Origin of the sequence: Streptomyces sp. NPDC002032 (assembly GCF_042890765.1) — a bacterium.
Classification (GTDB): domain Bacteria; phylum Actinomycetota; class Actinomycetes; order Streptomycetales; family Streptomycetaceae; genus Streptomyces.
Genome location: NZ_JBIASM010000004.1, coordinates 272006 through 297255 on the forward strand (window position 1 = coordinate 272006; position 25250 = coordinate 297255).

The 25250-nt window shown below is 72.5% G+C and carries 20 protein-coding genes and 1 pseudogene; 7 read left to right on the plus strand and 14 right to left on the minus strand.

The window, feature by feature from the left end; genetic code table 11:
- Positions 1–180 precede the first annotated feature (180 nt).
- Positions 181–1695, minus strand: coding sequence for a non-reducing end alpha-L-arabinofuranosidase family hydrolase (locus tag ACFYYT_RS12860; protein ID WP_388607755.1), 1515 nt, complete (start codon positions 1693–1695; stop codon positions 181–183).
- Positions 1696–1982: 287 nt separating this feature from the next.
- Here ACFYYT_RS12860 and ACFYYT_RS12865 point away from each other — a divergent pair.
- Positions 1983–2207 (plus strand): annotated as a pseudogene (locus ACFYYT_RS12865) (ornithine decarboxylase); the annotation flags it as partial.
- A 22-nt stretch (positions 2208–2229) separates the two neighbouring features.
- Here ACFYYT_RS12865 and ACFYYT_RS12870 read toward each other — a convergent pair.
- From ACFYYT_RS12870 to ACFYYT_RS12890, 5 genes are all read right to left on the minus strand, one after another.
- Positions 2230–3207: a DNA topoisomerase IB gene (locus tag ACFYYT_RS12870; protein WP_351826195.1), complete on the minus strand. Its 978-nt coding sequence runs from the start codon at positions 3205–3207 to the stop codon at positions 2230–2232.
- Positions 3208–3462: 255 nt separating this feature from the next.
- Positions 3463–4542 (minus strand): NlpC/P60 family protein, encoded by a 1080-nt coding sequence (locus ACFYYT_RS12875; protein ID WP_351826196.1) that lies wholly within the window; start codon positions 4540–4542, stop codon positions 3463–3465.
- Positions 4543–4591: 49 nt separating this feature from the next.
- Positions 4592–5074, minus strand: a complete 483-nt coding sequence (locus ACFYYT_RS12880; protein ID WP_351826197.1) for a poly-gamma-glutamate biosynthesis protein PgsC/CapC — start codon at positions 5072–5074, stop codon at positions 4592–4594.
- A complete protein-coding gene (gene pgsB / locus ACFYYT_RS12885) occupies positions 5071–6681 on the minus strand; it encodes a poly-gamma-glutamate synthase PgsB (RefSeq protein ID WP_351826198.1) in 1611 nt (536 codons plus the stop codon). Before pgsB ends, ACFYYT_RS12880 begins: the two co-directional genes overlap by 4 nt.
- A gap of 6 nt (positions 6682–6687) precedes the next feature.
- On the minus strand, positions 6688–8907 hold the full coding sequence (locus ACFYYT_RS12890; protein ID WP_351826199.1) for a cache and HAMP domain-containing protein: 2220 nt from the start codon (positions 8905–8907) through the stop codon (positions 6688–6690).
- A gap of 268 nt (positions 8908–9175) precedes the next feature.
- Between ACFYYT_RS12890 and ACFYYT_RS12895 the strand changes: the two genes are divergently transcribed.
- Positions 9176–10084: a hypothetical protein gene (locus tag ACFYYT_RS12895; RefSeq protein ID WP_351826200.1), complete on the plus strand. Its 909-nt coding sequence runs from the start codon at positions 9176–9178 to the stop codon at positions 10082–10084.
- A gap of 13 nt (positions 10085–10097) precedes the next feature.
- Here ACFYYT_RS12895 and ACFYYT_RS12900 read toward each other — a convergent pair whose 3' ends face one another.
- From ACFYYT_RS12900 to ACFYYT_RS12920, 5 genes are read right to left on the minus strand one after another with little or no spacing between them, the layout of a single operon-like run.
- Positions 10098–10835 carry a response regulator transcription factor gene (locus tag ACFYYT_RS12900; protein ID WP_351826201.1) on the minus strand — a complete coding sequence of 246 codons (738 nt, stop codon included), beginning with the start codon at positions 10833–10835 and terminating at the stop codon, positions 10098–10100.
- Positions 10836–10858: 23 nt separating this feature from the next.
- Complete coding sequence (locus ACFYYT_RS12905) at positions 10859–13516, minus strand: FtsX-like permease family protein (RefSeq protein ID WP_351826202.1); 2658 nt, start codon at positions 13514–13516, stop codon at positions 10859–10861.
- Complete coding sequence (locus ACFYYT_RS12910; RefSeq protein ID WP_351826203.1) at positions 13513–14223, minus strand: ATP-binding cassette domain-containing protein; 711 nt, start codon at positions 14221–14223, stop codon at positions 13513–13515. Before ACFYYT_RS12910 ends, ACFYYT_RS12905 begins: the two co-directional genes overlap by 4 nt.
- On the minus strand, positions 14220–14915 hold the full coding sequence (locus ACFYYT_RS12915; RefSeq protein WP_351826204.1) for an ABC transporter ATP-binding protein: 696 nt from the start codon (positions 14913–14915) through the stop codon (positions 14220–14222). The genes ACFYYT_RS12910 and ACFYYT_RS12915 overlap by 4 nt, the downstream gene beginning before the upstream one ends.
- Positions 14915–15529, minus strand: a complete 615-nt coding sequence (locus ACFYYT_RS12920; protein ID WP_351826205.1) for a hypothetical protein — start codon at positions 15527–15529, stop codon at positions 14915–14917. Before ACFYYT_RS12920 ends, ACFYYT_RS12915 begins: the two co-directional genes overlap by 1 nt.
- A gap of 154 nt (positions 15530–15683) precedes the next feature.
- Between ACFYYT_RS12920 and ACFYYT_RS12925 the strand changes: the two genes are divergently transcribed.
- Positions 15684–16970, plus strand: a complete 1287-nt coding sequence (locus ACFYYT_RS12925; RefSeq protein ID WP_351826206.1) for a HAMP domain-containing sensor histidine kinase — start codon at positions 15684–15686, stop codon at positions 16968–16970.
- Here ACFYYT_RS12925 and ACFYYT_RS12930 read toward each other — a convergent pair.
- The 3 genes from ACFYYT_RS12930 to ACFYYT_RS12940 form a co-directional block, all read right to left on the minus strand.
- On the minus strand, positions 16936–17997 hold the full coding sequence (locus ACFYYT_RS12930; RefSeq protein WP_351826207.1) for a sodium-dependent transporter: 1062 nt from the start codon (positions 17995–17997) through the stop codon (positions 16936–16938). The genes ACFYYT_RS12925 and ACFYYT_RS12930 overlap by 35 nt on opposite strands.
- A gap of 75 nt (positions 17998–18072) precedes the next feature.
- The gene (locus ACFYYT_RS12935) at positions 18073–19539 is read right to left on the minus strand and encodes an ATP-binding protein (protein WP_351826208.1); all 1467 of its coding nucleotides are present in this window, start codon (positions 19537–19539) and stop codon (positions 18073–18075) included.
- Positions 19532–20209, minus strand: a complete 678-nt coding sequence (locus ACFYYT_RS12940; RefSeq protein WP_351826209.1) for a response regulator transcription factor — start codon at positions 20207–20209, stop codon at positions 19532–19534. The genes ACFYYT_RS12935 and ACFYYT_RS12940 overlap by 8 nt, the downstream gene beginning before the upstream one ends.
- A gap of 166 nt (positions 20210–20375) precedes the next feature.
- Between ACFYYT_RS12940 and ACFYYT_RS12945 the strand changes: the two genes are divergently transcribed.
- The 4 genes from ACFYYT_RS12945 (at position 20376) to ACFYYT_RS12960 (ending at position 25186) form a co-directional block, all read left to right on the plus strand.
- The gene (locus ACFYYT_RS12945) at positions 20376–20951 is read left to right on the plus strand and encodes a hypothetical protein (RefSeq protein ID WP_351826210.1); all 576 of its coding nucleotides are present in this window, start codon (positions 20376–20378) and stop codon (positions 20949–20951) included.
- A gap of 83 nt (positions 20952–21034) precedes the next feature.
- A complete protein-coding gene (locus ACFYYT_RS12950) occupies positions 21035–21841 on the plus strand; it encodes a hypothetical protein (protein WP_351826211.1) in 807 nt (268 codons plus the stop codon).
- 242 nt (positions 21842–22083) lie between these two features.
- The gene (locus ACFYYT_RS12955) at positions 22084–23289 is read left to right on the plus strand and encodes a hypothetical protein (protein ID WP_351826212.1); all 1206 of its coding nucleotides are present in this window, start codon (positions 22084–22086) and stop codon (positions 23287–23289) included.
- A 325-nt stretch (positions 23290–23614) separates the two neighbouring features.
- The gene (locus ACFYYT_RS12960) at positions 23615–25186 is read left to right on the plus strand and encodes an ATP-binding cassette domain-containing protein (RefSeq protein ID WP_351826213.1); all 1572 of its coding nucleotides are present in this window, start codon (positions 23615–23617) and stop codon (positions 25184–25186) included.
- The last annotated feature ends 64 nt before the right edge of the window (positions 25187–25250 follow it).

Below are 25250 nucleotides of genomic sequence, written 5' to 3' on the forward strand. Positions count from 1 at the left end.
GTCCGGGCTTCCGGGCGGCGGTGTCCCGCATCGGTCTGCCCGTTCGACGACGACTGCCCCGGCTGTCCCATGGGCCGGGCCACCGGCATGCCCGGCGCCGCACGGGGATTCCTCCGGGTCCGGCGTACGCCGTGGCCCGCGAACGTCAGGATCGGAGCCGGACCTGTGTCACGCCACCGGCTAGGGCCGCAGTGTCAGCACGCCCGGCCGGTACGGCAGGAGGCCGTAGTCCCCGCCGTCGCTGCCGGGGTCGCGCCCCTGGTAGAGGAACTGCAGATGGCAAGGGTCAATGGTCTTGGTCTGATCGGGGTTGGTGCGAACCAGATCGCCGTGGCTGATGTCCCTGGTCCAGGTCGCGCCGCTGTTGGCCTTGCCGGCGAAGGGGCTGGTCACGGTGTCGGCCTGCGCCTGCGGTGTCCAGGTGCCGTCGAGGCCGGTGGCCGTGAACGAGCGGAAGTAGCGACCGTACCCGGTGTAGTTCTGGGCCTCGACGATCATGAGGTACCGGTTCTGGCCCTGGACCTTGTAGACCTCCGGCGCCTCGAACAGGTTGAGCGACGAGTCGCTCATGATCTTCGTGGCCGACGAACCGAAGCTGCCCGGGAAGTTGCCGATGGGCATGCTGGACCGGTAGATGTCGCCCTCGTCGTTGGCGAAGAACATGTACATGTTCGTGTCGTCGCCGATGAGGGTCACGTCGAGGGGGCCTCCCTTCGGGAGGGTGCCCGTGAACAGCTCCTGCTGCTCGGACCAGCCGTTGGGGTTGGTGGGGTCGCTTGAGGTGCGGTAGGAGAAGTTGTGCGGCCAGCCCCCGTTGTAAGCGAGTACCCAGAGGTTCTTCGGGGCGAAGTGGAACAGCGTCGGCGCGAAGCCGTCGAAGGGGATCGTGTTCTGAGTGGCGGTGGCCATGTCGGACCAGTCGGTGAAGGGGCTGAAGCTCGTCAGTCCCCAGCGCCCGTCGTTGCCGGCGAGTGTGTTGTGCGTCGTGGCATAGACGATGTGCTTGCCGTTGTGGACGACGCTGGTGAAGTCCTTGAGCGAGGCCCACCCCGCCTTCGGCTGGGCCAGCGGGCCCGTCGAGGTCCAGCGGTACGTCGACGGCAGTGCGCAGGTGCCGCTGCCCGTGTCGGCTACGGGGACGAGCTGCCACTGCTGGTTGCCGCCGCCCCAGTCGGCGTACTGGACGATCTTGCCGCCGTCGGCGGTGGCAGCGCCCTGGACCTCCAGCGCCTTGTCGCTGTGGCGGTTCAGGAGCCGGACGTAGCCGTCGGGGGAGTCGGCCAGGCGGAACTGCTGGTTGGCCGCGTTGAGGTCGCTCCACTGGACGATGTCGGTGCCGTCGGCCGAGGACCAGCCGTGGTCGTCCAGGACCTTGCCGGAGTTGCGGTTCTGCACCCGGTAGTAGCCGCTGCCGGAGTCCAGGAAGCGCCACTGCTGTGCTTCGTTGCCGGAGCGGCTCCACTGGACGACGGGCGAACCGTCGGCGGTGGCGAAGTTGTAGTCGTCCAGCGCTTTGCCGCTGTTGCGGTTCACCAGCACGTACCACTTGCCGGTGTCGACCGGGGCCGCCGAGGCCGCCTGCGGGTTCACCATCGTCAGCACGCCGGCCACGAAGACCATCGACAGCAGAGCGGCCACCCGCGGCCGCCATCCTCGTCGTGTTGAGGTTCGTGGCGCTGTACCGAGAGCGTTCATATGCACCCTCCTGGGGGCGACTTGGGCAGGGTCGGTTCTTGTCGGTGCGTGCGGGTCGGGCACGGCAGGTCCGAGGGGGCGGCAGGACCTGGCCCCGGCGGGAGCAGGGGACCGGGTCTCCGCAAATTGTTAGCGCTAACAACTTGAACGTTGAACACCCGGCGTGTTGCAGGGAGAGAACCATGGGGCGCGACGGGCCGTCAAGTACCATGCCGCGACACGTCCGTCGGCCGCTACCGGAGACGGGCCGGTGATCAGTGACTGGTCGATGCCCATGGGAAGGACGCGCCTTCTTCGGCCGGACGGAGCAGGTGCCCTGGCAGGAGGTGGACGGCCGGATCGCGGCCGAAATGCTGACCCCGTACCCGCCCGGCATTCCGGCGGTCCTGCCCGGCGAGCGCCTCACAGCGGACGTTCTGCGTTAGCTGCGGACCGGGGTGGAGGCCGGGATGGTCGTGCCGGACGCGGTCGACGCCGAGGTCATGAGCGTCCGCGTGCTCTGCGAAGAGTGACCGCGGACGCCCTTCGTGCCGGTCACGGGGTGCCGGAGCGCAGGAGCCGCAGGACGGCGCGTTCGACGTGGCCATGGGTTGCCGGTTCACCGAAGGTGCCGTTCTCGCCCAGCTCGCCCAGGGCGGCGGCGATGGTCTCGCCTTCCTCGTAGCGCTCGATGACGCGGGGGTGAATGTAGGAGGCCCTGCACACGGCGGGGGTGTTCCCCAGGTATGCGCTGACCTCGCGCACGGCGCGCGCCACCACCTTGCCGCGGCGGGCACGGGACGCGCCGGTGGTGCTCTCGGACACGGCCAGGGCGACCGCTGCCAGCACGGTGGCGTACCAGGTCCTGAAGTCCTTGGCCGTCACGTCCCGGCCCGACCGGTCCCGCAGGTAGGAGTTGACGTCATCGGCGTGGACCTCGTGCCATTTTCCGTTTTCCCAGTAGGCGAAGAGCCTCTCTCCGTCCTCCCTGCGCCGCAGCAGCGCCCGGATCACCGCGTGGGCCTGCTCGTCGACGAGCGAGCGCTCGACCTCCTTGCCGGACTTGGCGGGGAAACGCAGCCGGATTTCGCCACTGCGGCAGGTGGCGTGTTCCCGCAGCAGGGTGGTGAGCCCGAAGCTCCCGTTGTCGCGGGCGTAGCGCTCACCGCCGACGCGGAGGAAGCCGAGGTCGAGGAGACGGGTCAGGCAGGCCAGGACGCGGAGGCGGGTCAGCCCGCGCCCGGCGAGATCCCGGGCCACGTGTTCTCGCAGCCGGGGCAGCGAGCGGGCGACGCGCTGGACGTGCTCGTGCTTGGCGGCGTCCTGCTGCTCGCGGAAGTACGGGTGGTAGAGGTACTGGCGCCGTCCGGCGGCGTCCGTCCCCACCGCCTGGATGTGACCGTTCGGCCACGGACAGACCCAGACGTCCCGCCAGGCCGGGGGTATCACCAGGGCGCGCACCCGTTCGCGGTCTGCTGCCGACAGGGCGTGACCGTCGGTGTCCAGGTAGCGGAACCCGCGTCCGTGGCCCACGCGGCGCCATCCCGGTGCACGGGGGTCACTCGTCCGCAGCCGCGCGGCCACGGTCAGTCCGTGCCGGGGTGTGCCTGCGTGCGCGGCGTCCACAGGAGCTGTTTGCCGCAGTCACAGGCGTAGATGCCGTTGCCCGGTACGCTTTCGCCTAATTTCCACGCATCTATCTGTTTCATGCCCGGCGTCTACCCCCCTCGCGTCGGCGCACGCCGAGCCCGTGGTGGTGCGATCGTGCTCCTGCCGGGCTGCGCGATGTCAGAGGCGTTTGGCGCTGCGCAGGGTGGCCGCGTAGTAGCCGTTGCCGTCGAGGCGGGAGGCGCCGCCCTTGTCGCCGATGGTGGGGCCGTTGGCCTCTTCGCGGCTCGAAATGAAGATCTTGTGGCCTTCGGTGTCGCTGCCGAGGAACATGCCGGTGTGGTCGAGGCGATCGGCCGTGCGCGCGTCGAGTTTGAAGAAGACCAGGTCGCCGGGCTGGAGCACATCGATCGAGGCCGGCCGGTCCTTCGCGGCCACACCCTTGAGCGGGAGGATGTCCACTCCCGTCTTCGAGCGGGCCATGCCGTTGGCGGTACGGGGCAGTCCCGAACCGCCGGCGTCGGTCGCCGTCAGAGGGAAACGGCTGCGGTAGCCGAAGACGGTGCGGATGAAGCCGGAGCAGTCGATGGCACGGTACTTGGGCTTCTCGGGCTGCTCGGTGGTGCCGTCCCGGAAGGTGTAGGGGATGCCCAGGTAGTCGTAGAAGTCCGACTGCTCCAGGCGCAGGTCGTTGCCCACGGAGCCCTTCGGGTTGATCGGCCCGAAGGCCGCGTCGCCCGCGTACGGGACGCCGGCGGCGTCCTTCTTCACCGGTGCCTTGTCGCCGTACTGGAAGGCGATCGCGAAGAGGTCGTCCTCCTCGCTGCCGGCGTACTTCTTGAACCAGTCCTGGAACCACTGTTCGCGCTCCGCACCCGCCCGCCAGGGCTCCGGCAGGAGGCGTACCCACGTGTCGGTGACGATCCGGGTCTGCGTGGTGGCCGGCTCGGTGAAGGTGCGCTGCTTGCCCGTGAGCGTCGCGGTACGGGCTCCGTCCGTGAACGTACCGAGGACCGCGCCGTTCGCGCCGCGCAGCACCGAACGCTGCGGGTTCTGCAGGCGCTCCCACTTCTGGCTGCCGTCCTGGCCGCCCTTGGCCCCGCCCCGGGCCGCCTGGTCCGTCACGGCCACCGCGACGGGTGCCTTGTCCTCCTCCTCCTTGCGCAGCGCGTAGGTGCAGTACGAGCTGGCGGCCAGCAGGCTCGCCACCAGGGCGGCGTGCAGGAGGGGGCGGCCGCGGCGGGTGGGTGTGACGGTCATCGTGGCTCCGGGCGGGGCAGTGGGCGTGGGCGGTCGGATGCGGTGGATCTCAGGAGTGCGGCAGGAAGCCGAGCAGGATGCCCGATGTCAGAACGACGTACGTCATGAGGGTCGCGGAGCCGGTGGCGAGGAGGGTGGCGCCCTTGGGCTGGCGCACCAGCTGGTAGGCGATCAGCCCGGGCACGATGAAGCCGAGGGTCTGGTTGGCGTAGAGGAGGGGGAACTCCATCTGCAGCACGATGACGACCGTCGCCTGGAGGAGCACGCCGATGAGGACCACGGCGGCGAACAGGCGCTTGCCGTAGAGGATGACGAACTTCTGGGTGACGAGCGTGAGCGCGTAGGTCAGCGTGGTGATGCCGAGGACGAGGGCCGCTCGCTGGAGGTCCTCGATGAGGGTGAGGGCGAGCCATCCCGGGGTGATCATGCCGCCGGGGGAGAGGTTCGTGGTCAGGTAGCACAAAAGGGAGAACAGCAGGCCCAGTGCGATGCCGATCGCGGCTATCTCGGGAGTGAGGACTGCGGGGATCAACGGGGCTCTCCTGGGTAGTGCTGCTGCGGGTCGTACGGCGCGGGGTCATACGGCTGTGGGTGGGGCGCGAGCGGGTCGTCCGCCTGCGGGTGGGCCGGCCAGGACGGTCCGTCCTGCGCGTACGGCGCTCCGTATCCGTACGGGGCCGCCGGGTGCCGCGGCTGGTCGGGGTGGGCCTGCGGGTACGCGGGGTTCGGGTGCTGCGCCTGGTTCCCGTACGGCTGCTGGTTCCCGTACGGGTCCTGGTTGCCGTACGGCTGCTGGGTTCCGTACGGCTGCTGGTTCACGTACTGCCGCGGCACGCTCGGCTGCGCGTACCGCGCCTCCTGCACGGGGGTGAGGTCCGTGTACGGATCGAGGTGCGGTACGTACTGCGGCGCGGCGGGGGTGGGCGCCGGCCCCGCGGACTCCGGCTCGGGGTCGTCCTCGAAGCCGGGGAGCTCGGCGAGGTGTTCCAGGAGGACCTCGCCCTGGCCGTGGATGTTGCCGATGGCCACCAGCGAGGAGCTCTCGCCGAGGTGGCCGAGCAGCTCGTGCATGAACTCCTCGCCGTCGCGCTGGTCTCCGCCGAGGTCGACGGCGCGCGAGCGCCACTCGGAGGGAATCGCGTCGATGGCGCTCTTGGCGGGGTGCCCGATCACGAACACCTTGTCCGGCTTCAGATCGGGCACGATCTGCCCCATCTGGCCGTTGCGTTCGACCCGGTCCGGGCGGCAGTTGATCACCACGTTCAGCGGGCGGTCGACGGCGCCGAGGTCGAGGAGCTGGTTGATGTTCATCAGCGTGGACTCGGGGTCGTTGGCGGCGAAGACGTTGGCGAAGCGCAGCCGCTTGCCGCCCGGTGCGAGGTACCGCTCGACGGACAGCACGCCCGGGTCCGGCGGGGCGTCGTACATCCCCTGGAGCGCGGTCTCCCGGTCGACGCCGAGCAGTTCGGCGACGGTGAGCGCGATGGCCACGTTCTCCTTGAAGGTGAACCAGCTGAACCCGCGGAGTTCCTCGTCGCTGACCGTGTCCGGGTCGGCGTAGACGAGCTTGCAGTTGCGCGCGTCCGCCTCCTGCTGGAGGACGTGGAAGCGTTCCTTCTCCGCGGTGACGCAGATCCCGCCGTGCGGCATGGACCGGGACAGGGAGCGCCCGATGTCGTCGAGCGTCGGGCCCATCTCGGCGACGTGGTCCTCGCGGACGTTGCACAGCACGCCGATGGTGGACTGGATCAGCTTGGACTGGTTGATCTCCTGGAGGGCCGGCATGACCGCCATGCACTCCATGACCAGCGCGTCCGGCTGGTAGGCGGCGGCGCGCCGGACGATGCCGATCTGTTCCACGACGTTGGCGATGCCGAACTTGCGGTAGACGGGCTCCTCGGTGGCGTCCGGGTGGATGAAGCGGGCCGCGGTGCCGGTCGTCTTGGCGACCGTGCGCAGCCCGCCGCCCCGCAGGGCGCCCGCGCAGAGCCGGGTGATGGAACTCTTGCCGCGGATCCCGTTGACGAGGACCCGGTGCGGGATCCGGTCGAGGTTGGCGAAGTGCCGGCGCTGCTCGATGATGCCGGCGGCCAGCATGACCAGGCAGCAGAAGAGCAGCACGCAGTAGAGGAAGAGCACGGTGGATCAGTTCCTTCCGGCCGGGGCCGTACGGCCGGGGTCGCGGCCCGGTCCGGCGCCGGCGTCCCGCTTGCGCTGCTCCTGGAGCTGCTGGCGGATGGTTTCGAGGCTGCGGGTGACGGCGCCGACCTCGTCGTGGTGGGTCGGGTAGAGGACGGTGCGGCGGTCGCCGTCCGCGACGGCCTCGGCGCGGTCGGCGAGCGTGCGCAGCGGCCGCACCACGACGATGTGCAGCCATCCCAGGCAGGCCACCGCGCCGGTGAGTCCGAGGAGGCCGGCCAGCACGGTGCGGTTCTGCGCGGTGTACGCGGCGATCTCCAGGCCCTTGGCGGGCTGGAGGCTGACGACCGTCCACCCCAGGGGCTGGGCGACCCCGCCCCCGGTCATGGGAGCGGCGGCGGCGATGAAGGTCCCGCCGTGGCGCAGGACGTTGCTGCGCGGGCCGGGGCCCTTGCCGGACTTCTGGTTGGCGCTCTTGACCAGGGCTTCGAGGTCATCGTTGGCCAGCTCCGTGAAGGCGCGGTAGCCGTTGCTGGAGCCGACGACGCGGTGCTTGGCGTCGACGACGCGGACTTCTCCCATGCCGGGGCGCTTGAGCAGGGCGTTGATGAAGTCGATGCGCAGCTCGCCGACCACGACCGCGCCGCCGAGGGCAGACGCCTCGGCGTACTCGGTGATCAGCGGCTCGTTGCCGATGTCGGTCACGGTCACGGAAGGTGTCGATGCCGTCTTGGCGCCGCTGTGGTGGGGCTTGCCGCCGGCCCGGGCGAGGACGGTGCCGTCCGCCTTCAGCACGTACAGGGACTCGTACCGGCCGTGCTCGCTGCGCGTGCGCTCCAGTACGGCCGTCAGCTCGGCGGGGGTCGCCTTGGCGGTGAGGACGGAGGCGACGGAGGTGAGGTCGGCGTGCCCTTCGTTCAGGGCCCGGCGCACCCGGTCGGCGAGGGTGTCGGTGCGCTCCCGCTGATCGTCGACGACCGTCTGGGGGACCTTGACGGAGGCGCCCGCGCGGTTCAGGGTCAGCAGCAGCGGCGCGGACCACACCACCAGCAGGGCCGCGCACGCCGCGACCAGGGCCCGCGTACCGATCCGGCCGCGCCGGCCGGGACGGGGGCCGTCGGCCGGCGGGCCGGGCTCGCCGAGCAACTGCTGCCGCAGCCGGTCCAGGGCGGCGCCGATCCGGGCGGCCTCGCCGTACTTGGGCAGGGTGACCGGGCGGCTGAGGTCGCCCCGGCCGATCCGGCGGCTCTCCAGGAACAGCTGGAGCAGCGGACGCTGCACGGTGACGACGAGCAGGGCCACGGCGAGGGCGCCGAGGGCCAGCAGCGCGCCGGCCGCGGCGATCCAGAAGAAGGAGTCCCCCACGGCGGAGCGCTGCTCGGCGGCGCTGACGAAGGTGACGACGGTCAGCCCGAGGGCGGACGCGTCCGTGGCGACCCCGGGCGTCGGACCGGAGAGCTTCGCGTAGCCGGCCACCGCGCGACGGCCGCTCGCGGAGTCTCCGAGCAGGCTGCCGCTCACCCCGGGGAAGCCGCCGGAACCGGGCTCCTTCGACTGGAGCGGGTGCCGCTTCGCCTTCTCGGCGGTGGTCGCGGCGAACGCGGCGAGCTGCTTCTGCTCCCGTTCCCCGCTGCCGACCCCGCTGCTTCCCAGTACGTGGCCCGAGACGTCGAGGACGGCGATGGCCCGGTCCTTGCCCAGGCTGACCCCGGGCACCTTCAGGCTGCTGGAGGCGACGAGGAGCTGCTGCGGCCGGCCCGGCCAGGACAGCAGGCCGAGGGTGAGGAGGCGGACCTCGCCGGTCTCCAGCCGCACCATGCGGGGGGCGAGGCCGTCCGGGCCGTTCAGGGTGCTCAGGTCGAGGGCCGTCAGCGGGAGGTTCTCCCCGCGCTGGGCTTCGAGCCGCCCCGACTTGATCTCGAGTACGGCCGTGCCGCGCCACTTCTGGTAGACGTTGCCGAGCTTGTCGAGCACCGCGTCCGGCGAAAGGGGTTCGCCGGCCCCGACCAGGGAGGCGGTCCTGCCGATGTCGGTGATGCTCTCGTCGAGGGAGGCGCGCAGGGCGATGGCGCCGTCCTCGGCGAAGTACTTCTGGGAGGTGAGGACGGCGGGCGCCACGGCGCCCTTGTCGATGTGCCCGAGCTGGAACGCGGTGAGGCCGGCCAGGGTCAGCAGCAACACCGAGAGGGCTGCGATGGGCGGACGTATGCCTCCCAACAGGGACATGTCCGCCCTGCGGCGGGTCCGGCGCCGCCGCCTCGATCGCGACGTAGCCAACACGGGCTCCTTTTTCGTTCTGTCCTGGAGCCGGTGCGGCACGAGGGTCATGGCAGGTCGTCGGGCGGCAGAGGGGGTGGTGGAGGTGGCTTCCGGGCCGACGCGCAGTCAAATTGAGCCACTCAGCTATTTTTATATGCCTATGAACGTTCCATGGACCAACCGGATAACAATTGCACTACTGTGCGCGTTTACCGGCCTGATTGGCGTAGGTTTGGTGCTTTTTGTGAAGCTGTCGGCGCCGCCTCCCAGGGCGGCCACCGGTCAGTCGGCCAGGCCCGCGCCCGCGGCCACCCGGTCCGCGGACAACGACCTGGAGCACCGGATCAGCCGCTTCACCGAGGCCTTCGGCGAGAGCGGCGGCTATCGCCTGCCCACGAGCGCCGAACGGCAGACGCTCACCAGGGGAGTCGCCCTCCTCCTGGACGGAGACCAGGACGGGGCGAGGGTCCAGCTGGCCGCCGTCGGCTACACCCTCGCTACCGTGACGGACTCCGTCAGCGGGCGCCGGTACGCGGAGGTCGCCGACGGAATCAGCGAGTCGGGCCCCGGCAACCGGGGCTGGGGCCGGGTCTACGTGGACCTCGATCACCCCCCGCGCTGGTCGGTGCAGGTCCCCCACCCCATCGCCGACGCCCACACCGAGGTCTTGGGCGCCCGGGTCCTGCGCGGCGCCCCGGGCGGCGTGCTGGTGCTCGCCGGAGCCCACCGCACCGCGGGCAAGGACGGAGCGGCCGATATGGCGCACCGTACGGATTCGGTCTTCCATGGCGTGATCAGCGAACTGATGCGGCGTCATATGCCGGGGATCCAGCTGCACGGGTTCGCCAACGAGTCGTTCCCCGGCCACGACGCGGTGGTGTCCACCGGAGTCGGCGGCCAGGCCACGGCGGACGCCAGGCAACTGACCGCGGCCCTGCGGGGTGATGGCTTGAATGTGTGCACGGCATATTCCGAGAAGTGCAAGCTCTCGGGGACCGAGAACGAACAGGGGCAGGTGGCGGCGGGCGACGGCATCCGGTTCCTGCACCTGGAGCTGAACCGGGCGGTCCGGGGCGACGACGCGCGCCTCGACAGCACCGCGGCCTCGATCACCACGCTGACCCGCGGCTGGTCCACCCTCTGACGGCGGGTGCGCGTCACCCCGGACCGGCTTCGAGCCGGTACCCGAAGCCGCGCAGCGTGGAGATGCCGGGCGGGTCCGTCGGCGGTACGGCCCGCGCCGCGCTCTGGGCGAGACGCCGGCGGAGCGAGGCCAGGGTGACGTCCAGGGTCTTGGTGGGGCCGAACCAGTTCTCGTCCCACACCTGGGCCATGAGGTCCTCGCGGGACACGGCGGTTCCGGCGTGCCTGGCCAGCACGGCGAGCAGGTCGAACTCCTTGGGGCGCAGGGGGACTTCCACACCTCCCAGGAGGCAGGTCCGGGCGCGCGTGTCCACGACGAGGGGCCCGACGCGGCAGGCCGCCTCCTGGTCGTCGTGCCCGGGGGGCAGACGGCGTAGGTGGGCGCGGAGCCGGGCCAGGAGCACGGACAGGGCGAAGGGCTTGACGAGGTAGTCGTCGGCGCCCGCGTCGAGCCCGGCGATGATGTCGATCTCTTCGGTGCGGGCGGTCAGGATGACGAGCAGCGAGTCGGGATGGCGGTTGCGGAGCTCCCGGGCGATGTCGATCCCGTCGGCGTCCGGCAGTCCGAGGTCGAGCAGGATGATGTCCGGGGGCGCCGCACGGGCGGCTTCGAGCCCCCCGTTTCCGGTGCGGCACCAGGTGGTGGCGTACCCGTGTGCCCGCAGTCCGGTGTCGAGGTGACGCCCGATGGTGTCGTCGTCCTCGATGATCAGGAGGGCGGGGGAGTGGTCGCGGCCGTGGGGGGCGGGCATGGTCAGCAGCGTAGGCCTGCGCGTCACAGTTCGCGCAGTTCCTCGACGGGTGGGCGGGCGGAGCGTCGGGCAGCGTTCAGGGCGGCCGCGGTGAGGGCCGCGACGGTGGCCACGGCGGTGACGGCCAGGTAGCCCCAGGGAACGGCCGCGCCGGCCGGCGGCGGGTCGAAGACGCCGGTGAGCACCTTGACGAGCATCTGGGACAGGGCCCAGCCGATGACGGCGCCGCCCGCGAACGCCGCCGTGGTCAGGGCGGCCGCCTCGGAGAGGACCAGACCGCGCAGCTGGCGACGCGTGGCGCCGAGGACGGTGGTGATCGCGAAGGTGCGCCGGCGTTCGGCCAGCCCCAGGGCCAGCACGATCCCGCCGGACGCCGCGGCCAGGAGCACGGCGAAGCCCAGTTCGATCCGGGTGAGGCCGCCCAGGTCCACGGCGGTGAGGCTGGAGCCGACGGTGGAGCGCGCCTGGGTGATGTCGGTGACCGTGGCGGAGGGGCCCAGCCGGTGGCGCAGGGCTTCGGCGACGCCGTGCTGGTGCGTGCCGCCGGTGTCCACGAGGAACGCGCCGACGGCGTCACTGCCCGTCGCGCGGGCCACGTACTCCGCGTTCGCGACCAGGAAGCTGTCCTTGGGCGCCGTGGGGAACTCCTTGACGACGCCCGCGTAGTGGAAGGGCACGGAGCGCAGAGCCTGGGTACCGCTGTCCCGGAGCCGCAGGTTGATCGTGTCCCCGGGGACGAGGCGGAAGTCCTTGACGGTTTCCTCGCTGACCAGCAGGGCGTCGGGACGCGCGGCGAGGCTGTGCAGCAGGGCGCGGGCGGTACCGCCCGCGAAGTAGGCGTCCTGGAGTGAAGTGGCGCTCGCGATCGTGGCGGGCCGGACGCCGTACAGGTCCTGGAGGTCCGCCCCGACGTACGCGAAGCGGTGCAGGAGGGGTTCGACGTGCCGGACGCCCGCCACCCGCAGAGTGGAGGCCGCGCCGGGTCCGGTGCGCGTACCGGGAGGCTGGGTGACGGTGACGTCGGCGCCGTTGGTCAGGCGGGCGTCGACCTCCGCTTGCTGCCGGTAGGTGGCGTTGAACACGGACGTGGAGACGGCGAAGGCCAGCGCGAGGCCCAGGAGGACGGCCGCGTGGGCCAGAGGCCGGCGCCTGCGGGACATGCTCGCCGCCGTGGTGGAGGCGAGCGTGCCGGTCAGGGGCCGCGCGAGGCGGGCGAGGGCCGGCCGGCCGTGGGCGAGGGCGAGGTAGGTCAGGCGCCACCACAGCAGGGCGCCGCCGAGCCAGAGCAGGGCGGGCCCGAGGAAGGCCCAGTAGGACACGGAGATGCTCGGCACTCCCTCGGGGGCCAGCACGAGGGCGTACTGGTTGGCCCCGGCCGCCTTGAACACCAGCAGACAGAGGGCGAGGAGCACGAAGTCCAGGCCGTAGCGCATCCAGCGGGGGGAGCGGTCGCGCCGTACCTCACGCCGGGCCTGGGCGACCGTGCTGGAGCGCAGGTCGCGCAGAGCGGGCAGCAGGATGGCCGCCCCGGCCACGGCGACGCCCAGGAGGAGGGAGACGGAGGACCAGAGCAGGGCGGAGGCGGCGCCCACCCCGAAGGAGGCGGTGCCGAAGGCGGCCAGGCCGGTGAGTGCGGCGATCCCGATGCCCAGCAGACCTCCGGTGATGCCGACCACGGCCGCCTCCGCCGCGGCCAGGGCGGCCACGTGGCGCGGCGACAGTCCGCGGGTGCGCAGCAGCGCCTGTTCCTGGCGCCTGCGGTCCGCCCCCGCCCCCGCCACCGCGGCGGTCAGCAGGGCGGCGAGCACCGAGCCGGGAACTCCCAGGAACAGGAAGAGGATCTGGGCGTAGAGGGCGTCCTGGCGGGCGGCGTCGAGTGTGGCGCCCAGGTTGTCCCCGATGACGGCGCCGCCCGACGTACGGGCCTCCAGGTTGCGGGCGGCGGCGGTGACGGCCGTGTAGGCGGCGGCGGGATCCGCCGGCAGGGGCGCGTCGCGGGTGATGTGGATCTGCGTGGTGACGGCGGCCGGGTCCGTGGCGGCCAGCGGTGCGGTCAGCCGGGTGAAAAGGTCCTGCGGGACGATGACGACGTTGTCGGGCGGGGCGGAGGGCTGGGACTGCGGCGGGGCGCCGACCTTCTGGAACAGGGAGTCGGCCTGAGGCAGGTCCACGATTCCCGCCACGCTCAGGGAGGCCGGCGCGGTGCCGGGCAGCCGGACGGTGACGGTGTCTCCGGGCGCCGCGTGCAAGTTGGCGGCGGTCTGCTGGGCGAGGAGCACCCCGGTGCCGCTCCCGGCGAGCAGCCGCACGACGCCGGGGAAGGTGCGGCCGTATCCCTCGGGAAGTCCGAGGACGACGCCCGGTCCGGTGTCCTGGGTGCTGCCCGCAGCCGTGGTCCGCAGCCCGGTGCTGTGCACCATGCCGACCGTTTCAGCGGCACGGACCCCCGGGTCCGCCCGGACGGCCGCGACGACGGCGCCCGCGTCGGCGCCGGGCTGGATCTCGGCCTGCCAGTCGACGGCGACCGAGCGCACGGCGCGGGCCGTCATCGTGGATTTCGAGGCGGTCAGGAAGGAACCCAGGGCGGCGACGAGTGCGACCGCGAGGGCGATGCCCGCGGCCGCGGCGGCGAGGCGCCCCGTCCGGTGGCGCAGGAGTCCCCGGACCCAGCGGCCGATCACGGCCCGGCTCCCTGGGGAGTGGCCGGGGCGGAGGCCGGGAAGGTGTCGGGGCCGGCCCGCAGACGGCCGTCGTCCATGGACCACTGCCGGCTCAGGCGCCGGGCGACGCGGAGATCGTGCGTGGTGACGACCAGCCCGGCACCGAGGGTGTCGGCGGTGGCCAGGAGCACGTCGATGACGTGCCGTCCCGTGACCCGGTCGAGCTGTCCCGTCGGCTCGTCCGCGAGGATCAGCCGCGGGGCCGCCGCCAGTACCCGCGCGACGGCGACCCGCTGCGCCTGGCCACCGGAGAGTTCCTCGGGGAGCTTGTCCGCCAGGTGGGCGGCGGCCACGAGGGCCAGGCAGTCCAGGGCGCGGCGCCGGGCGGGCGGCTCCGGCCGCCCGGAGAGGACGAGGGGCAGGGCGGTGTTCTCCACGACGTCGAGGGCGGGGATCAGGCTCGGGCCCTGGAAGACCACTCCTACGGTCTCCGGCCCGGGCTTCCCGGTCAGGCCCGGCCAGGTGACCCGGCCGCTGGTCGGCTCTTCGAGAGCGGCCATCAGGTGGAGCAGGGTGGACTTGCCCGATCCGGACGGCCCGGTGATCGCGATGCGGTCTCCCGCACGGATCTCGCAGGAGGCGCCGTGGACCGCGACGACAGCGGTGGCTCCGGCGCCGTAGGTGCGGGCCGCCGACTCGCAGCGGACGAGGACGGCGGCGGTGTTCACGGCCGGATCCTTCCGTCGCGCAGGGCGATGGTCCGGTCGGCGATCCTGACCGCCCGTCGGCTGTGGGTGACGAGGAGGACCCCGGCCCCGCGCTGCGCCCGGTCCTGGAGCAGGTCGAGGATCCGTTGTTCGGTGGGGCCGTCGAGTTCGCCGGTGGGCTCATCGGCGAGCAGCACGTCGGGTTCGTTGGCCAGGGCGACGGCCAGACCCGCGCGGGCCCGCTCTCCTCCGGCGAGCTCGTGGGGCAGTGCCCGTCGGCGGGCGCCCAAGCCCACCTGGTCGAGGAGTTCGCCGATGCCGGACCGGCGTGACGGGGTGCGGGTGGCACGGGCCGCCGAGCGGGCCAGAAGGATGTTGCCGCCCAGGTCCAGGTGCGGCAGGAGGTTCCCGGACTGGAGCAGTACGCCGATGCGCCGGGCGCGCACCCGGGCCCGCTCGCCTTCCGAGAGGTGGCTGACCCGTTCGCCGCCCACGTACACGTAGCCGCCGTCGGGCTCGTCCAGCCCGGCCAGGCAGGCCAGCAGGGTGGACTTGCCGGATCCGGACGGTCCGATGACGGCGAGGGTCTCTCCGCGCCGCAAGCTCAGACTGACCCCCCTCAGCGCGAGGGTCTCTTCCGCGCCCGACCGGTAGAAGCGGTACAGGTCGCGGGCGGTGAGCACCTCCTCCGTCGTACTGCCGGCCTGGCTCATCACTGCCACCTCAACGAGTCCGTGACGGTGCGCCAGGGGTCGACGTTGTCGGCTCCGGCCGGTCCCGAAAGGGTGAGGTCGGTTTCGTGTCCGGCGTGGAAGAACGCGTACCTCTCGAAAGCGTCCCGTACCGCCTTGCCGGTCACCGGGTCCGCGGGGCCGTTGCCCTGGTAGGTGAAGAGGACTGCCTGCCCGGCCGGCCGGGTGACCGTGGTGGTCTTGCCCGCGGTGAAGCCGGGGACCTGTCCGCGCAGGGCCGGCACGACGGTCGCGTTCACGCTCTGCGCGGTGGGGGGCGATGCCGCCGCGGCGGTGTGGAGCGCGATCCGGTTCAGCTTGTCGGTGAAGGTGACGTCCCCGTTGGCGGCGTCCGTACGGGACCATCCTTCGGGCACCTTCAGGGTGAAGGAGCCCGGGGCGGACCGGTAGGTGACGTAGGCCTGGTTGTCGGGGATGTCGCCGGCGGGGTTGGACTCCGCGGGGGCCGGCGCGGTGGAGGTGACGGCGGCTCGGGGAGCGGGCGGGTGGGAGGAGCCGGAGCCGCATCCGGCCAGTGCGGACACGGCCACGGTCAGCGCGATCACGGGCAGGGGAACGGCGTAGGTGAGTCGCATGGTCCTCGTGCTCCTTCGCAGGAGGCGGACTGCTCTGGCTACGACGCTAGGCCCACGAGGGTTAGCGCGCGCACGGCGCAGGGTGAGAGGACGGCAAAACCCGCCCGTGCCGGAAGCGGCCGGCAGCGGGACGGGCGCCTTCATGATGGGCGCTATGAGAGCACGCGTGGTCCGCGTGGCCCTGGTGGCCGCGACCGTCGCCCTGGTCCTGCTTGCCGTTCCGCTGGCGGTGGCCGTCCGCTACGCGTTCTTCGCCGACGAAGGCGGGGAGCTGGAACGGGACGCCATGGCCGCCGTCGTCCGGGTGGGGCCCGACTTCACCGCGGGGGACCCGGTGGAACTGCGCGCCGTCCGGCCGGACGAAGGGCTCGCCCTCTACGACGCCGCGGGCAGGCTTCGCTCGGGGTCGGGGCCGGCCCGTGGCGGAGCCGCCGTCACCCGCGCACTGGCCGGAGGCGTGGCGCGGAGCCGGTCCGGTGGGGAACTGGTCGTCGCGGTACCCGTCTCCAGCGGCGAGCGGGTCATCGGGGCGATCCGGGCTTCGACCGGTGCCGGCACGGTGTGGACGAGGGTCCTGTGGGGCTGGGCCGTCCTGCTGGGCCTTTGCCTGGTGGCGCTCGGCGCGGCGGTCGGCGTCGCCCGCAGACAGGCGTCCGTCCTCGCCGCCCCCCTGGAGGCTCTGGCCGGTACCTCGCTCGCCGTCGCCGGCGGAGACCTGACGGCGCGGGCGGAGCAGAGCACGATCGCGGAGATCGACGAAGTGGCGCGCGCTCACAACACGATGGTCGACCGCCTCGCGCAGCTCCTCGAACACGAACGGCATTTCACCGCCAACGCCTCCCATCAGCTGCGTACCTCCCTGGCCGGGTTGCAGCTCGGTCTGGAAGCGGCCCTGGACGATCCGGACGCGGACCAGCGGGCCGCTCTCGCCGAAGCCGCGGAACGGTCCCGGCACCTGGACCACACCATCGAAGAGGTTCTGAGACTCGCCAGGTCGGGCGCCGGCATGCTTGCGTCCGGCCAGGAGCAGCCGGCCGGGGACGTGCTGGCGGCCGCCGATCGCCGCTGGCACGGCGCGTTCGCCGAAGACGGCCGCCGTCTGACCACGATCTGGGAACCTCAGGCGGGCCGCCTGCCGGTGCCGGGCCGTACGGTCGAGCAGATCGCCGACATCCTCCTGGACAACGCCCAGCGGCACGGCCGGGGGACCGTCACCGTGACCCTGCGGGACCTGGGTACGGCGTTCGCTCTGGACGTCGCCGACGAGGGATCCGCCGGACTGGACCCCCGGGTCATCTTCGAGCGGGGCATCGGCGAGGGCTCGGGCATCGGCCTGGCGCTGGCACGACAGCTCGCCGACGCGGCCGGAGGCCGCCTCTCGCTCGCCTCCACCGCTCCGACCCGCTTCACGCTGCTGCTGCCCCTGCACGCAGACGGGTGACCCGGTTCGCGAGGAGCTTCTGCAGCACACCGAACACGAGTACGGGCAGCAGGATCTGCGGCCGGTCCGGCATCGCGACGCCGATCAGCACGGCGCCGGCGCTGCTGTTGCTCATGCCGCACGCCAGCGTGAGGGACCGGCCGGCGCCCGTTTCCAGCCGGAGGGCACGTGCACACCAGCTCCCGCCCCCGAAGGACAGGGCGCAGACGGACGCCGCCGTCACCGCCGCCGCGAGCAGGAGCAGCGGCCTGGGGCGGATGAGGAACGCTCCCAGCGCGCCGCTGGCGTTGACGTACGTGAGCAGCAGCGCGGCGAGTACGGCCGAGGGCGCGGTGAGCCGGAGGACGGCGTGCTCGGCGCGGACGGACAGGAGGCGTCGGACGCCCATGCCGAGAGCGCACGGGACGACGATCGCGGTGAGCGCGAAACCGCCGCCCGCTTCCGCCGCGGCAGCGGTCACGGGATGCGCGTAGGCGCTGGTCAGCAGCGGTGCCAGGGTCGTGATCGTGAGCGGCACGGTGAAGGGACTGACCAGGGCGGAAGCCAGGACCAGACCGAGCATGGCCGGTTCGTCGCCACGGCCCGCCGTCGTCCAGACCGTTGCGCCGGCCGCCACCGGCATGGCGAGCGTCAGCATCATCGCGGCGACCATGCCGCTGCCGCCGTCCGCGTCCGCCGAACACCGCAGGGCCACGGCGAGGAGCGGGATGATCAGCAGGGGCGCGGCCAGATGGAGGGCCAGTCCGGCCACGATGACGCCGGGCCTGCGCAGCATCCGGACGATCGCCTGCGGGCTGCTGCGCAGGCCCGCCGCGAACAGCACGGCGAAGAGGAGGACTTGGGTGCCGCCGGCCTTGAGGTGCACCGCCTCACCCAGGACGAGCTGGTGCTCGTGGCGCACCCATGAGCCGGGGGCGGGCAGGGCCGCGGCCGCGGCGTAGGCCGCGCACGAGGCCCAGCCGAGCCGTCCGCGTAAGAACCCGAAGGCTCGGAAAGGGTGGTGCCGGGGTGGGGGAGCCTTCTGCATGGCGGCGAGCGTAGGTCCGGCCCCGCCGCGCGCGGGGGAGGGCGGCCGCCGTCGGGCGACGCGCTCAGGACGTGTTCAGGTTGCGATGAGCCGGGTGCGGAACGTGGTGCCGTCCGCGGTGTCGTGGACGGTGATCGTGCCGCCGTGGAGTGCCGCGATGTCCCGGGCGATGGACAGGCCGAGACCGGTGCCGCCGTAGTCGCGGCTGCGGGCGTCGTCGAGGCGGGTGAACCGTTCGAAGATCTTCTCCCGGTCGGCGGCGGCGATCGGGGCACCGTCGTTCGCCACGTCCAGGACGGCGTCGCCGGTCACCGGGTCGGCCGTCAGCCGCACGGTGACGCGGTGGCGGGCGTGGCGCTGGGCGTTGTCCAGGAGGTTGGTCAGCAGGCGGCCCAGCCACAGCGCGTTGCCGGAGACGATGACGTGGCCGGACGTGTGGAGGGCGGCCGTCCGGGGGTCCGTCGAGCGTGCTGCCACGGTGGTTCGGACGAGTTCGGCGAGGTCGACGGGTGCGCCGGGACGGCTCTGCCCGGTCGCATCGAGGCGGGCGAGGAGGAGCAGGTCGGCGGAGAGCGCCTGGAGGCGTTCGGTGTCCTGGAGGGCGCCTTCCACCAGGGTGTCGCGCACCTTCGGATCCGGGTGGGTGTGGGCGACCTCCAGCTGCGTCCGCAGGACCGCGAGAGGGCTGCGCAGTTCGTGAGAGGCATCGGCGATGAACCGGCGCTGGCGGATCCCCGCGGCTTCCAGCCGTTCCAGCATGGCGTTCATGGTCTGGGCGAGATGGGCGATCTCGTCGTCGCTGCGCGGGGCCGGGACCCGGCGGTCCAAGTCGCGGTCGCTGATCGCGGCGACCTCGGCCCGGATGGCCTCGACCGGCCGCAGCGCCCTGCCGGTCGTACGCCAGGCAAGGACCCCGACGGTGAGGAGCATCAGGGTGCTCAGGGCGGCGAGGGCCGCCGTGGTGATGTCCTCGGCCGTGTCGGCCGTGCGCAGCGAGGCGCCGACGTGGACGGTCACCGGTCCGGTGGGCGTGGCGGTGGCGACGGTGGTGACGCGCTGCTCGTGCTTCTCGCCGAGGGCGTCGAGGTTGTAGGTCCGGTGGCCCTCGTGGGTGCCCGTGGGGGCGAGGGCGGGGCGGCCGGTGAGGTTCTGGCTCTGCGCGATCACCATTCCCCGGGCGTCGACGACCTGGATGAAGTCGGTTCCGGGGCCGAGCGGCAGCTGAGGGGTGAGGCGACCGGCGGCGGCGAGGCGGGAGACGGCCTCGGTCTCCTCGCGCGCCCCCGTTTCCACGGTCTGCTCCAGATTGACGCGCAACAGCGTCTGGACGACGGCCGACGCGGCGAGCATGACGACGGCGACGCTCACACACGCGGCGAGGGTGGTACGCGTACGGACCGAGCGCGGCGCCAGCCGTCGGATCGGTGCGGCCGCCTCGGGACGACCCGTCAGAAGGCCGGGGAGGGCGGCGGCCAGGCGGCGCGCGGCGCGGACGACGCCGGGGCGCCCCGGCAGGGGCGGGGCCGGTCGCGGCTCAGCCACCGTCGGCCGCCAGCCGGTATCCGGCGCCGCGCACGGTCTGCACCGCCGCCCGCCCGAAGGGGGCGTCGATCTTGCGCCGCAGGGCGCTCACGTGAACCTCGACGGTGTTCGGGTCGCCGTCCGTGTTGCTGTCCCAGACCTCGTCCAGGATCTCGCGCTTGGAGACGGCCTCGCCGGCTCGCCGGGCGAGGTGGTCCAGGACGGCGAACTCGCGTGGGGTGAGCGGGACGGGCACGCCGCCGCGGGTGCAGGTGCGGGCGGCGGAGTCGATGACCAGATCGCCGAGCACGGTGCGCTGCGGGGCCCGGCTGCCGATCCGCCGGGCCAGCGCCCGCAGGCGGGCGAGGAGCACCACGAAGGAGAAGGGCTTGGAGAGGTAGTCGTCCGCGCCGGTGTCCAGCGCCTCGGCCTCGTCCCACTCGCCGTCCTTGGCGGTGAGCATGAGGATGCCGACGTTGCTGCCGCAGGCCCGCAGACGTGAGCACACACGGTAGCCGTTCAGGCCGGGCAGCATGATGTCGAGCACCACCACGTCGTAGGCGCTGTCCGTGGCCTTGGCGAACCCGGACAAGCCGTCGTGGGCGACGTCCACGCTGAAGCCCTCGGCGGTCAGTCCGTGCCGGAGCGCCAGGGCCAGCCGGCGCTCATCCTCCACCACCAGTACACGCATGCCCCCAGAGTGGCACGCTGCCGGCGGGCGGAGCTGAAGGGGTCTTCAGGTCTTCAGCATCCCTTCAGGGTCTCCGGATCATGCTGTGCCCCGAAGTCCGGGCGCAGGGCCCCGGACCTTGAACGAGGCAGGGGTGGTCACAGTGAGTGAATCCGTGGGTGGGTCCGTGGGTGCCGACGAGCCGCAGCAGCAGACGGGCGAGGGCGGCGCCGGCACGACGGCGGAGAAGCCGGCCGGCGGGCGCCGGCCCCGTGGCCGCAGAGCGCGCTGGGCCGTGGCAGGTGCGGCTGCCGTGGTGGTGATCGGCGGCGGCGCGGCCGCGGCGGCCCTCCACCACCACGAGGAAGAGGGGCGCGGCGAGCACGAGGTGGCGGCAGCCGGGGACCACGAGCGCGGCGACGAGTCGCAGGAGAACTCCGACGGCCGCGAAGGCCGCGACGGCCGCCACGGACACGACGGCAAGCACCAGGACGGGGCGCGCGGCCCGCGCGCCGGTGGCTTCCGCGATCCCTCGGCCGGCGGCGCCCCGGCCCCGCTGCCCTCGCTCTCGGCGGCGGACGCCATGACCAAGGCCACCGCGGCGGTGGGCGACGGCAAGGTCGAGTCGCTGGCACCGGTCACCGAGCAGGGCGGCGGCCGCGCTTGGCGGATCGTCGTCGTCGGACCCGACGGAGTGCGGCACGCGGTGTCCGTCGACGGCACCAGCGGCACGTTGACCGGCAACACCGTCCTGGGCGGCTGAACCGGACCGACCGAGCGACCGGGCAACCGGCCGAGCGGCGGGGCCGGCCCCGGCCGCGCCGCGCAGAAAGGAGTGCCGCCGTCTTGGGCGCCACGACAACCCCCCGGGCGCACCACCGCGCCCAGGCCCAGGCCGTTCGCTCCGCGGCGAGCAAGGTCCCCGAGGTGACCGCGGTGTTCTGGATCGTCAAGATCCTCACCACCGGCATGGGCGAGACCACCTCCGACTACCTCGCCCGGACCCTCGGGCCCGTCCCCGCGGTCGGCTCGGCCGGTCTGCTGCTGGCCGCCGCCCTGGTCGCGCAGGCCCGCGCCCGCCGCTACGTCCCGGCCGTGTACTGGTCCGCCGTGGTCATGGTCAGCGTCTTCGGGACCATGGCCGCCGACGTGGCGCACGTGGCCCTCGGCGTGCCCTACGCCATGTCCGCGGTGGCGTTCGCCCTGGCCCTGGCCCTGGTCTTCACCATCTGGCGGTGGACCGAGGGCACCCTCGCGGTGGAGACCGTGGCCGGTGGGCGCCGCGAGGCCTTCTACTGGACCGTGGTCATGGCCACCTTCGCCCTCGGCACCGCCGTCGGCGATCTGACCGCGGCGACCCTGGGCTGGGGATACCTGCCCTCCGGGCTGCTGTTCGCCGCCCTGATCGCCCTGCCGGCGCTCGCCCACCGGCTGTTCGCCCTCCCGCCCGTGCTCGGCTTCTGGTGGGCGTACGTGCTCACCCGGCCCCTCGGCGCCTCGTTCGCGGACTGGGCCGGCGTGGGCGCCGAGCGCGGCGGCATCGGGCTGGGCACCGGGCCGGTCAGCCTGGTCCTCGCCGTGATCATCGTCGCCGTGGTCCTGTGGCTGAGCGCCGCCGACCGCCGCGCGGCACGAGCACGGGCACTGCCCTGACGCCCGGCCCCTGTCGCCGTACCGGGATGCCCGCACCACCGAGTGCGGGCGCCCGGGTACGGCGACAGGGGCCTCGCGGCCGTCGGGTCCGGTGAGACGGTCAGGATGCGTTCAGGTTCCGGATGCCACAGTCGGGCCGCATGACCTACGAAACGTCTGAGAGTCCCACGGCTCCCGGGGCAGCCGCCCGTCCTGGAGACCAGCCGCGAGCCGGCGAGAGCGTCCGGACGCCTGCGCGGCAGATGCTGAACAAGGTTCCCGAGGTCACGATCTGGTTCTGGGTCATCAAGATCCTGTGCACCACGGTCGGCGAGAGCTTCGCCGACTGGATCAACATGAACCTCGGTCTCGGCCTGGTCAGCACCGCTTTGATCTTCACCGGCGCGCTGGCAGCGGTCCTCGCCTGGCAGCTCAGCGCCGATCGCTACATCCCGTTCGTGTACTGGCTCACCGTCGTGGTGGTCAGTGTGACCGGCACCCTCTACACCGACATCCTCACCGACAGCCAGGGCGTGCCCCTCGCCCTGAGCAGCGGCGTGTTCGCCGGCGTGCTCGCCGTGGTCTTCGGCATCTGGTACGCGAGGGAGCGGACCCTGTCGGTCCACAGCATCACCACCCGGCCCCGCGAGCTCTTCTACTGGCTGGCGGTCCTGGTCACTTTCGCGCTCGGCACGGCGACGGGAGACTGGACCCTGGAGCTGACCGGGTGGACCGCGGGCGTCTCGGTGCTCCTGCCGCTCGGACTCATCGTCGCGATCATCGTGGGCCGGCGCCTGGGCGCCAACGCCGTGCTCTCCTTCTGGCTGGCCTACATCCTCACCCGCCCGCTCGGTGCCAACCTCGGCGACTGGTTCGGATCGCCCAGCGCCGACGGCGGCCTGGGCCTCGGCACCGCTGTGACGAGCGTGATCTTCCTTACCGCCATCCTGGCCACGGTCGTGTACCTCACGCGCAGCCGGAGCGATGTCATCGAGGTGCAGGAGGCGACCGGCACCCCGCGCGCGGCGAGCCCGGCACGTGAGCGGGGCATGCTCGCGTACTACGCCGTCGTGGCGGTCGCGGCCGCGGCGCTCCTCGTCTGGGCGAACCACCAGCCACACGCCGCCGCCGGCGCGGAAGAGGAGTCGCCCGCGCCGGTGAGCGGCCAGATCGCCCCGCAGGAGGCGACGTCGCCGTTCCCGCCGGCCGAGATCGCGAAGTTCCGCACCATCACGGGTGACACCCTGGCGAAGGTCAACGCGGGTGATCAGCGTGCCGCGACCAGCCGGGTCACCGACCTGGAGACCGCGTGGGACGACGACCAGTCCACCCTTGAGCCCAAGAGCGAGAAGGCCTGGAACTTCCTCGACGGCGAGATCGACCACGTGCTCAAGGCCGTGCGCGCCCCGCACCCCGACAAGGCCGCCGAGGTCGACGCGCTCACCACGCTCCTCACCTCGCTCGGCTGAAACCTCGTTCGGCTGAACACCGACGTACGCCTGATCGCCCCGGCGCATCCCCCCGCGCCGGGGCTCCCTGCCGTTCCGGGCGCGTGAGCTGGGCGTTTACCGTCGTCTCACCGTGAACGGGCCGGGCGCTAACCCGCCACTGCCTAGCGTCGGAGGAGACCTGTCGTTCTGCTCGTCTCCGGAAAGGCGCCATGATCATGCGACGTACGACCATTCCGGCCCACGCGCCCGCCGCTGCGGGCCGAGCCGCCTCTCCCACCGGCACCGACGCAGTGATCGGGGCCGCCGGCCGGCCCGGCCGGCCGGGACGTCGAGGGGCCCTGCCGTGACCACCGCCGACACCCTGCTCCTGCGCTGCCAGGACGCCGCCCGCGTCCCCGGCCCCGGGCCGACGGCCGTGGCCGCCGTCAACAGTGCGACCTGCGAGGTCCACGCGGGCGACCGGATCGCCATCACGGGCCCTTCGGGCTCCGGGAAGTCCACCCTGCTGCATCTCATGGCGGACATCCTGCAACCCACGGCCGGAGAGATCAGCTGGCCGGGGCTGCCCCGGGTACCGGCACGCGGGCAGGTCGGAGTCGTCCTCCCGGGCCACGCCCTGGTGCCGGCGCTGAGCGTGGCGGAGAACGCCGCGCTGCCCCTCGTACTGGCCGGCGTTCCCAGGGAACGGGCGCACCTGAGGGCCCTGCACTGCCTGGCCGTGGTGGCGGCCGCCGAACTCGCCCACAAGATGCCGGCCGAACTCTCCGGCGGCCAGGCCAAGCACGTGGCCATCGCCCGCACGCTGGCCACCTCGCCGCGCCTGATCCTGGCGGACGATCCGACCTGCGACCTGGACCGCGCCACCGGCCGAGAGGTGATCGACGTCCTCTTCGCGGCCGCGGACGAAGCGGGCGCCGCCCTCGTCGTCGCCACCCGGGACCCGGCCGTCGCCGACCGGCTCCGCAAGCGGTGGGCGATGCACGAAGGACGCCTGCACCTGCGGCCCCGTCCGCCGGCCCCGGCCAAGGCGGCGCCGCGGACCCCCGCGCTCAGCCTGCCCGAAGCGGACGGCGAGAGTAAGGCCCAGTACATCGTGCGGAAGCTGCCGGAGGTCACCCTCGCCTTCTGGATCATGAAGATAGCCGCCACCACGCTCGGCGAGACCGCCGGGGACCTGTTCGCGCAGACCCTGCGCCTGGGCTACTTCCTCACCACGATCGTCCTGTTCCTCATGTTCGTGGTGACCCTGGTGGTGCAACTGCGCGCGAAGCGCTACAACCCGTTCTTCTACTGGCCCGTCATCGTGTCCACCAGCATGGTCGGCACCACCGTGTCGGACTTCATGAACCGCGACGCCAGCTCCAAGTACCTGGCCAAGGGCATGACCACGCTGGGCTGGGGCCCACAGGGCCTGGGCCTCGGCTATCCGGCCGGTGCGGCCATCCTCATCTCGCTGCTCATCGCGATCTTCGTCGCCTGGAAGTTCACCGGCCAGACCTTCGTCATCCGGGACATCGTGACCTTCCGAGGCGAGGCGCTGTTCTGGTCGGCGATCCTCGTCTCGAACACACTCGGCACCTCGATGGGGGACTTCCTCTCCGACAGCTCCGGACTCGGATACGCGGGCAGCGCCCTGCTCATCACGGGCGTCCTCCTCGTCCTCGTCATCCTCATCCGCGTGCCCTTCGTCCCCAACGTCGTCCTCTTCTGGATCGCCTTCGTCCTCACCCGGCCTCTGGGGGCCACCGCGGGCGACTTCCTCACCAAGCCCACCGCCAAGGGAGGCCTCGACCTGGGCACCGCCGGCTCCTCGGCGGTACTGCTGGCGATCCTCTTCGCCTTCATGGCCTACGGCCACTTCCGGGACAGGGCGCGCGGCGCGGAACGGGAGCGCATCGCCGCGGCGCGAAGCTGAACGCCCCTTCAGGTCTTCAGCGGCCCTTCAGCAGGGTTTCGCCATGCTCGCCGTCACGGCCCCA

Excerpts from the sequence above, each read along its gene's own strand:
- ACFYYT_RS12930 (WP_351826207.1), bottom strand. The coding sequence starts at position 17,997 with ATGCAGAAGGCTCCCCCACCCCGGCACCACCCTTTCCGAGCCTTCGGG.
- ACFYYT_RS12940 (WP_351826209.1), bottom strand. The coding sequence starts at position 20,209 with ATGCGTGTACTGGTGGTGGAGGATGAGCGCCGGCTGGCCCTGGCGCTC.
- ACFYYT_RS12860 (WP_388607755.1), bottom strand. The coding sequence starts at position 1,695 with ATGAACGCTCTCGGTACAGCGCCACGAACCTCAACACGACGAGGATGG.
- ACFYYT_RS12890 (WP_351826199.1), bottom strand. The coding sequence starts at position 8,907 with ATGTCCCTGTTGGGAGGCATACGTCCGCCCATCGCAGCCCTCTCGGTG.
- ACFYYT_RS12915 (WP_351826204.1), bottom strand. The coding sequence starts at position 14,915 with ATGAGCCAGGCCGGCAGTACGACGGAGGAGGTGCTCACCGCCCGCGAC.
- ACFYYT_RS12925 (WP_351826206.1), top strand. The coding sequence starts at position 15,684 with ATGAGAGCACGCGTGGTCCGCGTGGCCCTGGTGGCCGCGACCGTCGCC.
- ACFYYT_RS12955 (WP_351826212.1), top strand. The coding sequence starts at position 22,084 with ATGCTGAACAAGGTTCCCGAGGTCACGATCTGGTTCTGGGTCATCAAG.
- ACFYYT_RS12900 (WP_351826201.1), bottom strand. The coding sequence starts at position 10,835 with ATGCCCGCCCCCCACGGCCGCGACCACTCCCCCGCCCTCCTGATCATC.
- ACFYYT_RS12920 (WP_351826205.1), bottom strand. The coding sequence starts at position 15,529 with ATGCGACTCACCTACGCCGTTCCCCTGCCCGTGATCGCGCTGACCGTG.
- ACFYYT_RS12875 (WP_351826196.1), bottom strand. The coding sequence starts at position 4,542 with ATGACCGTCACACCCACCCGCCGCGGCCGCCCCCTCCTGCACGCCGCC.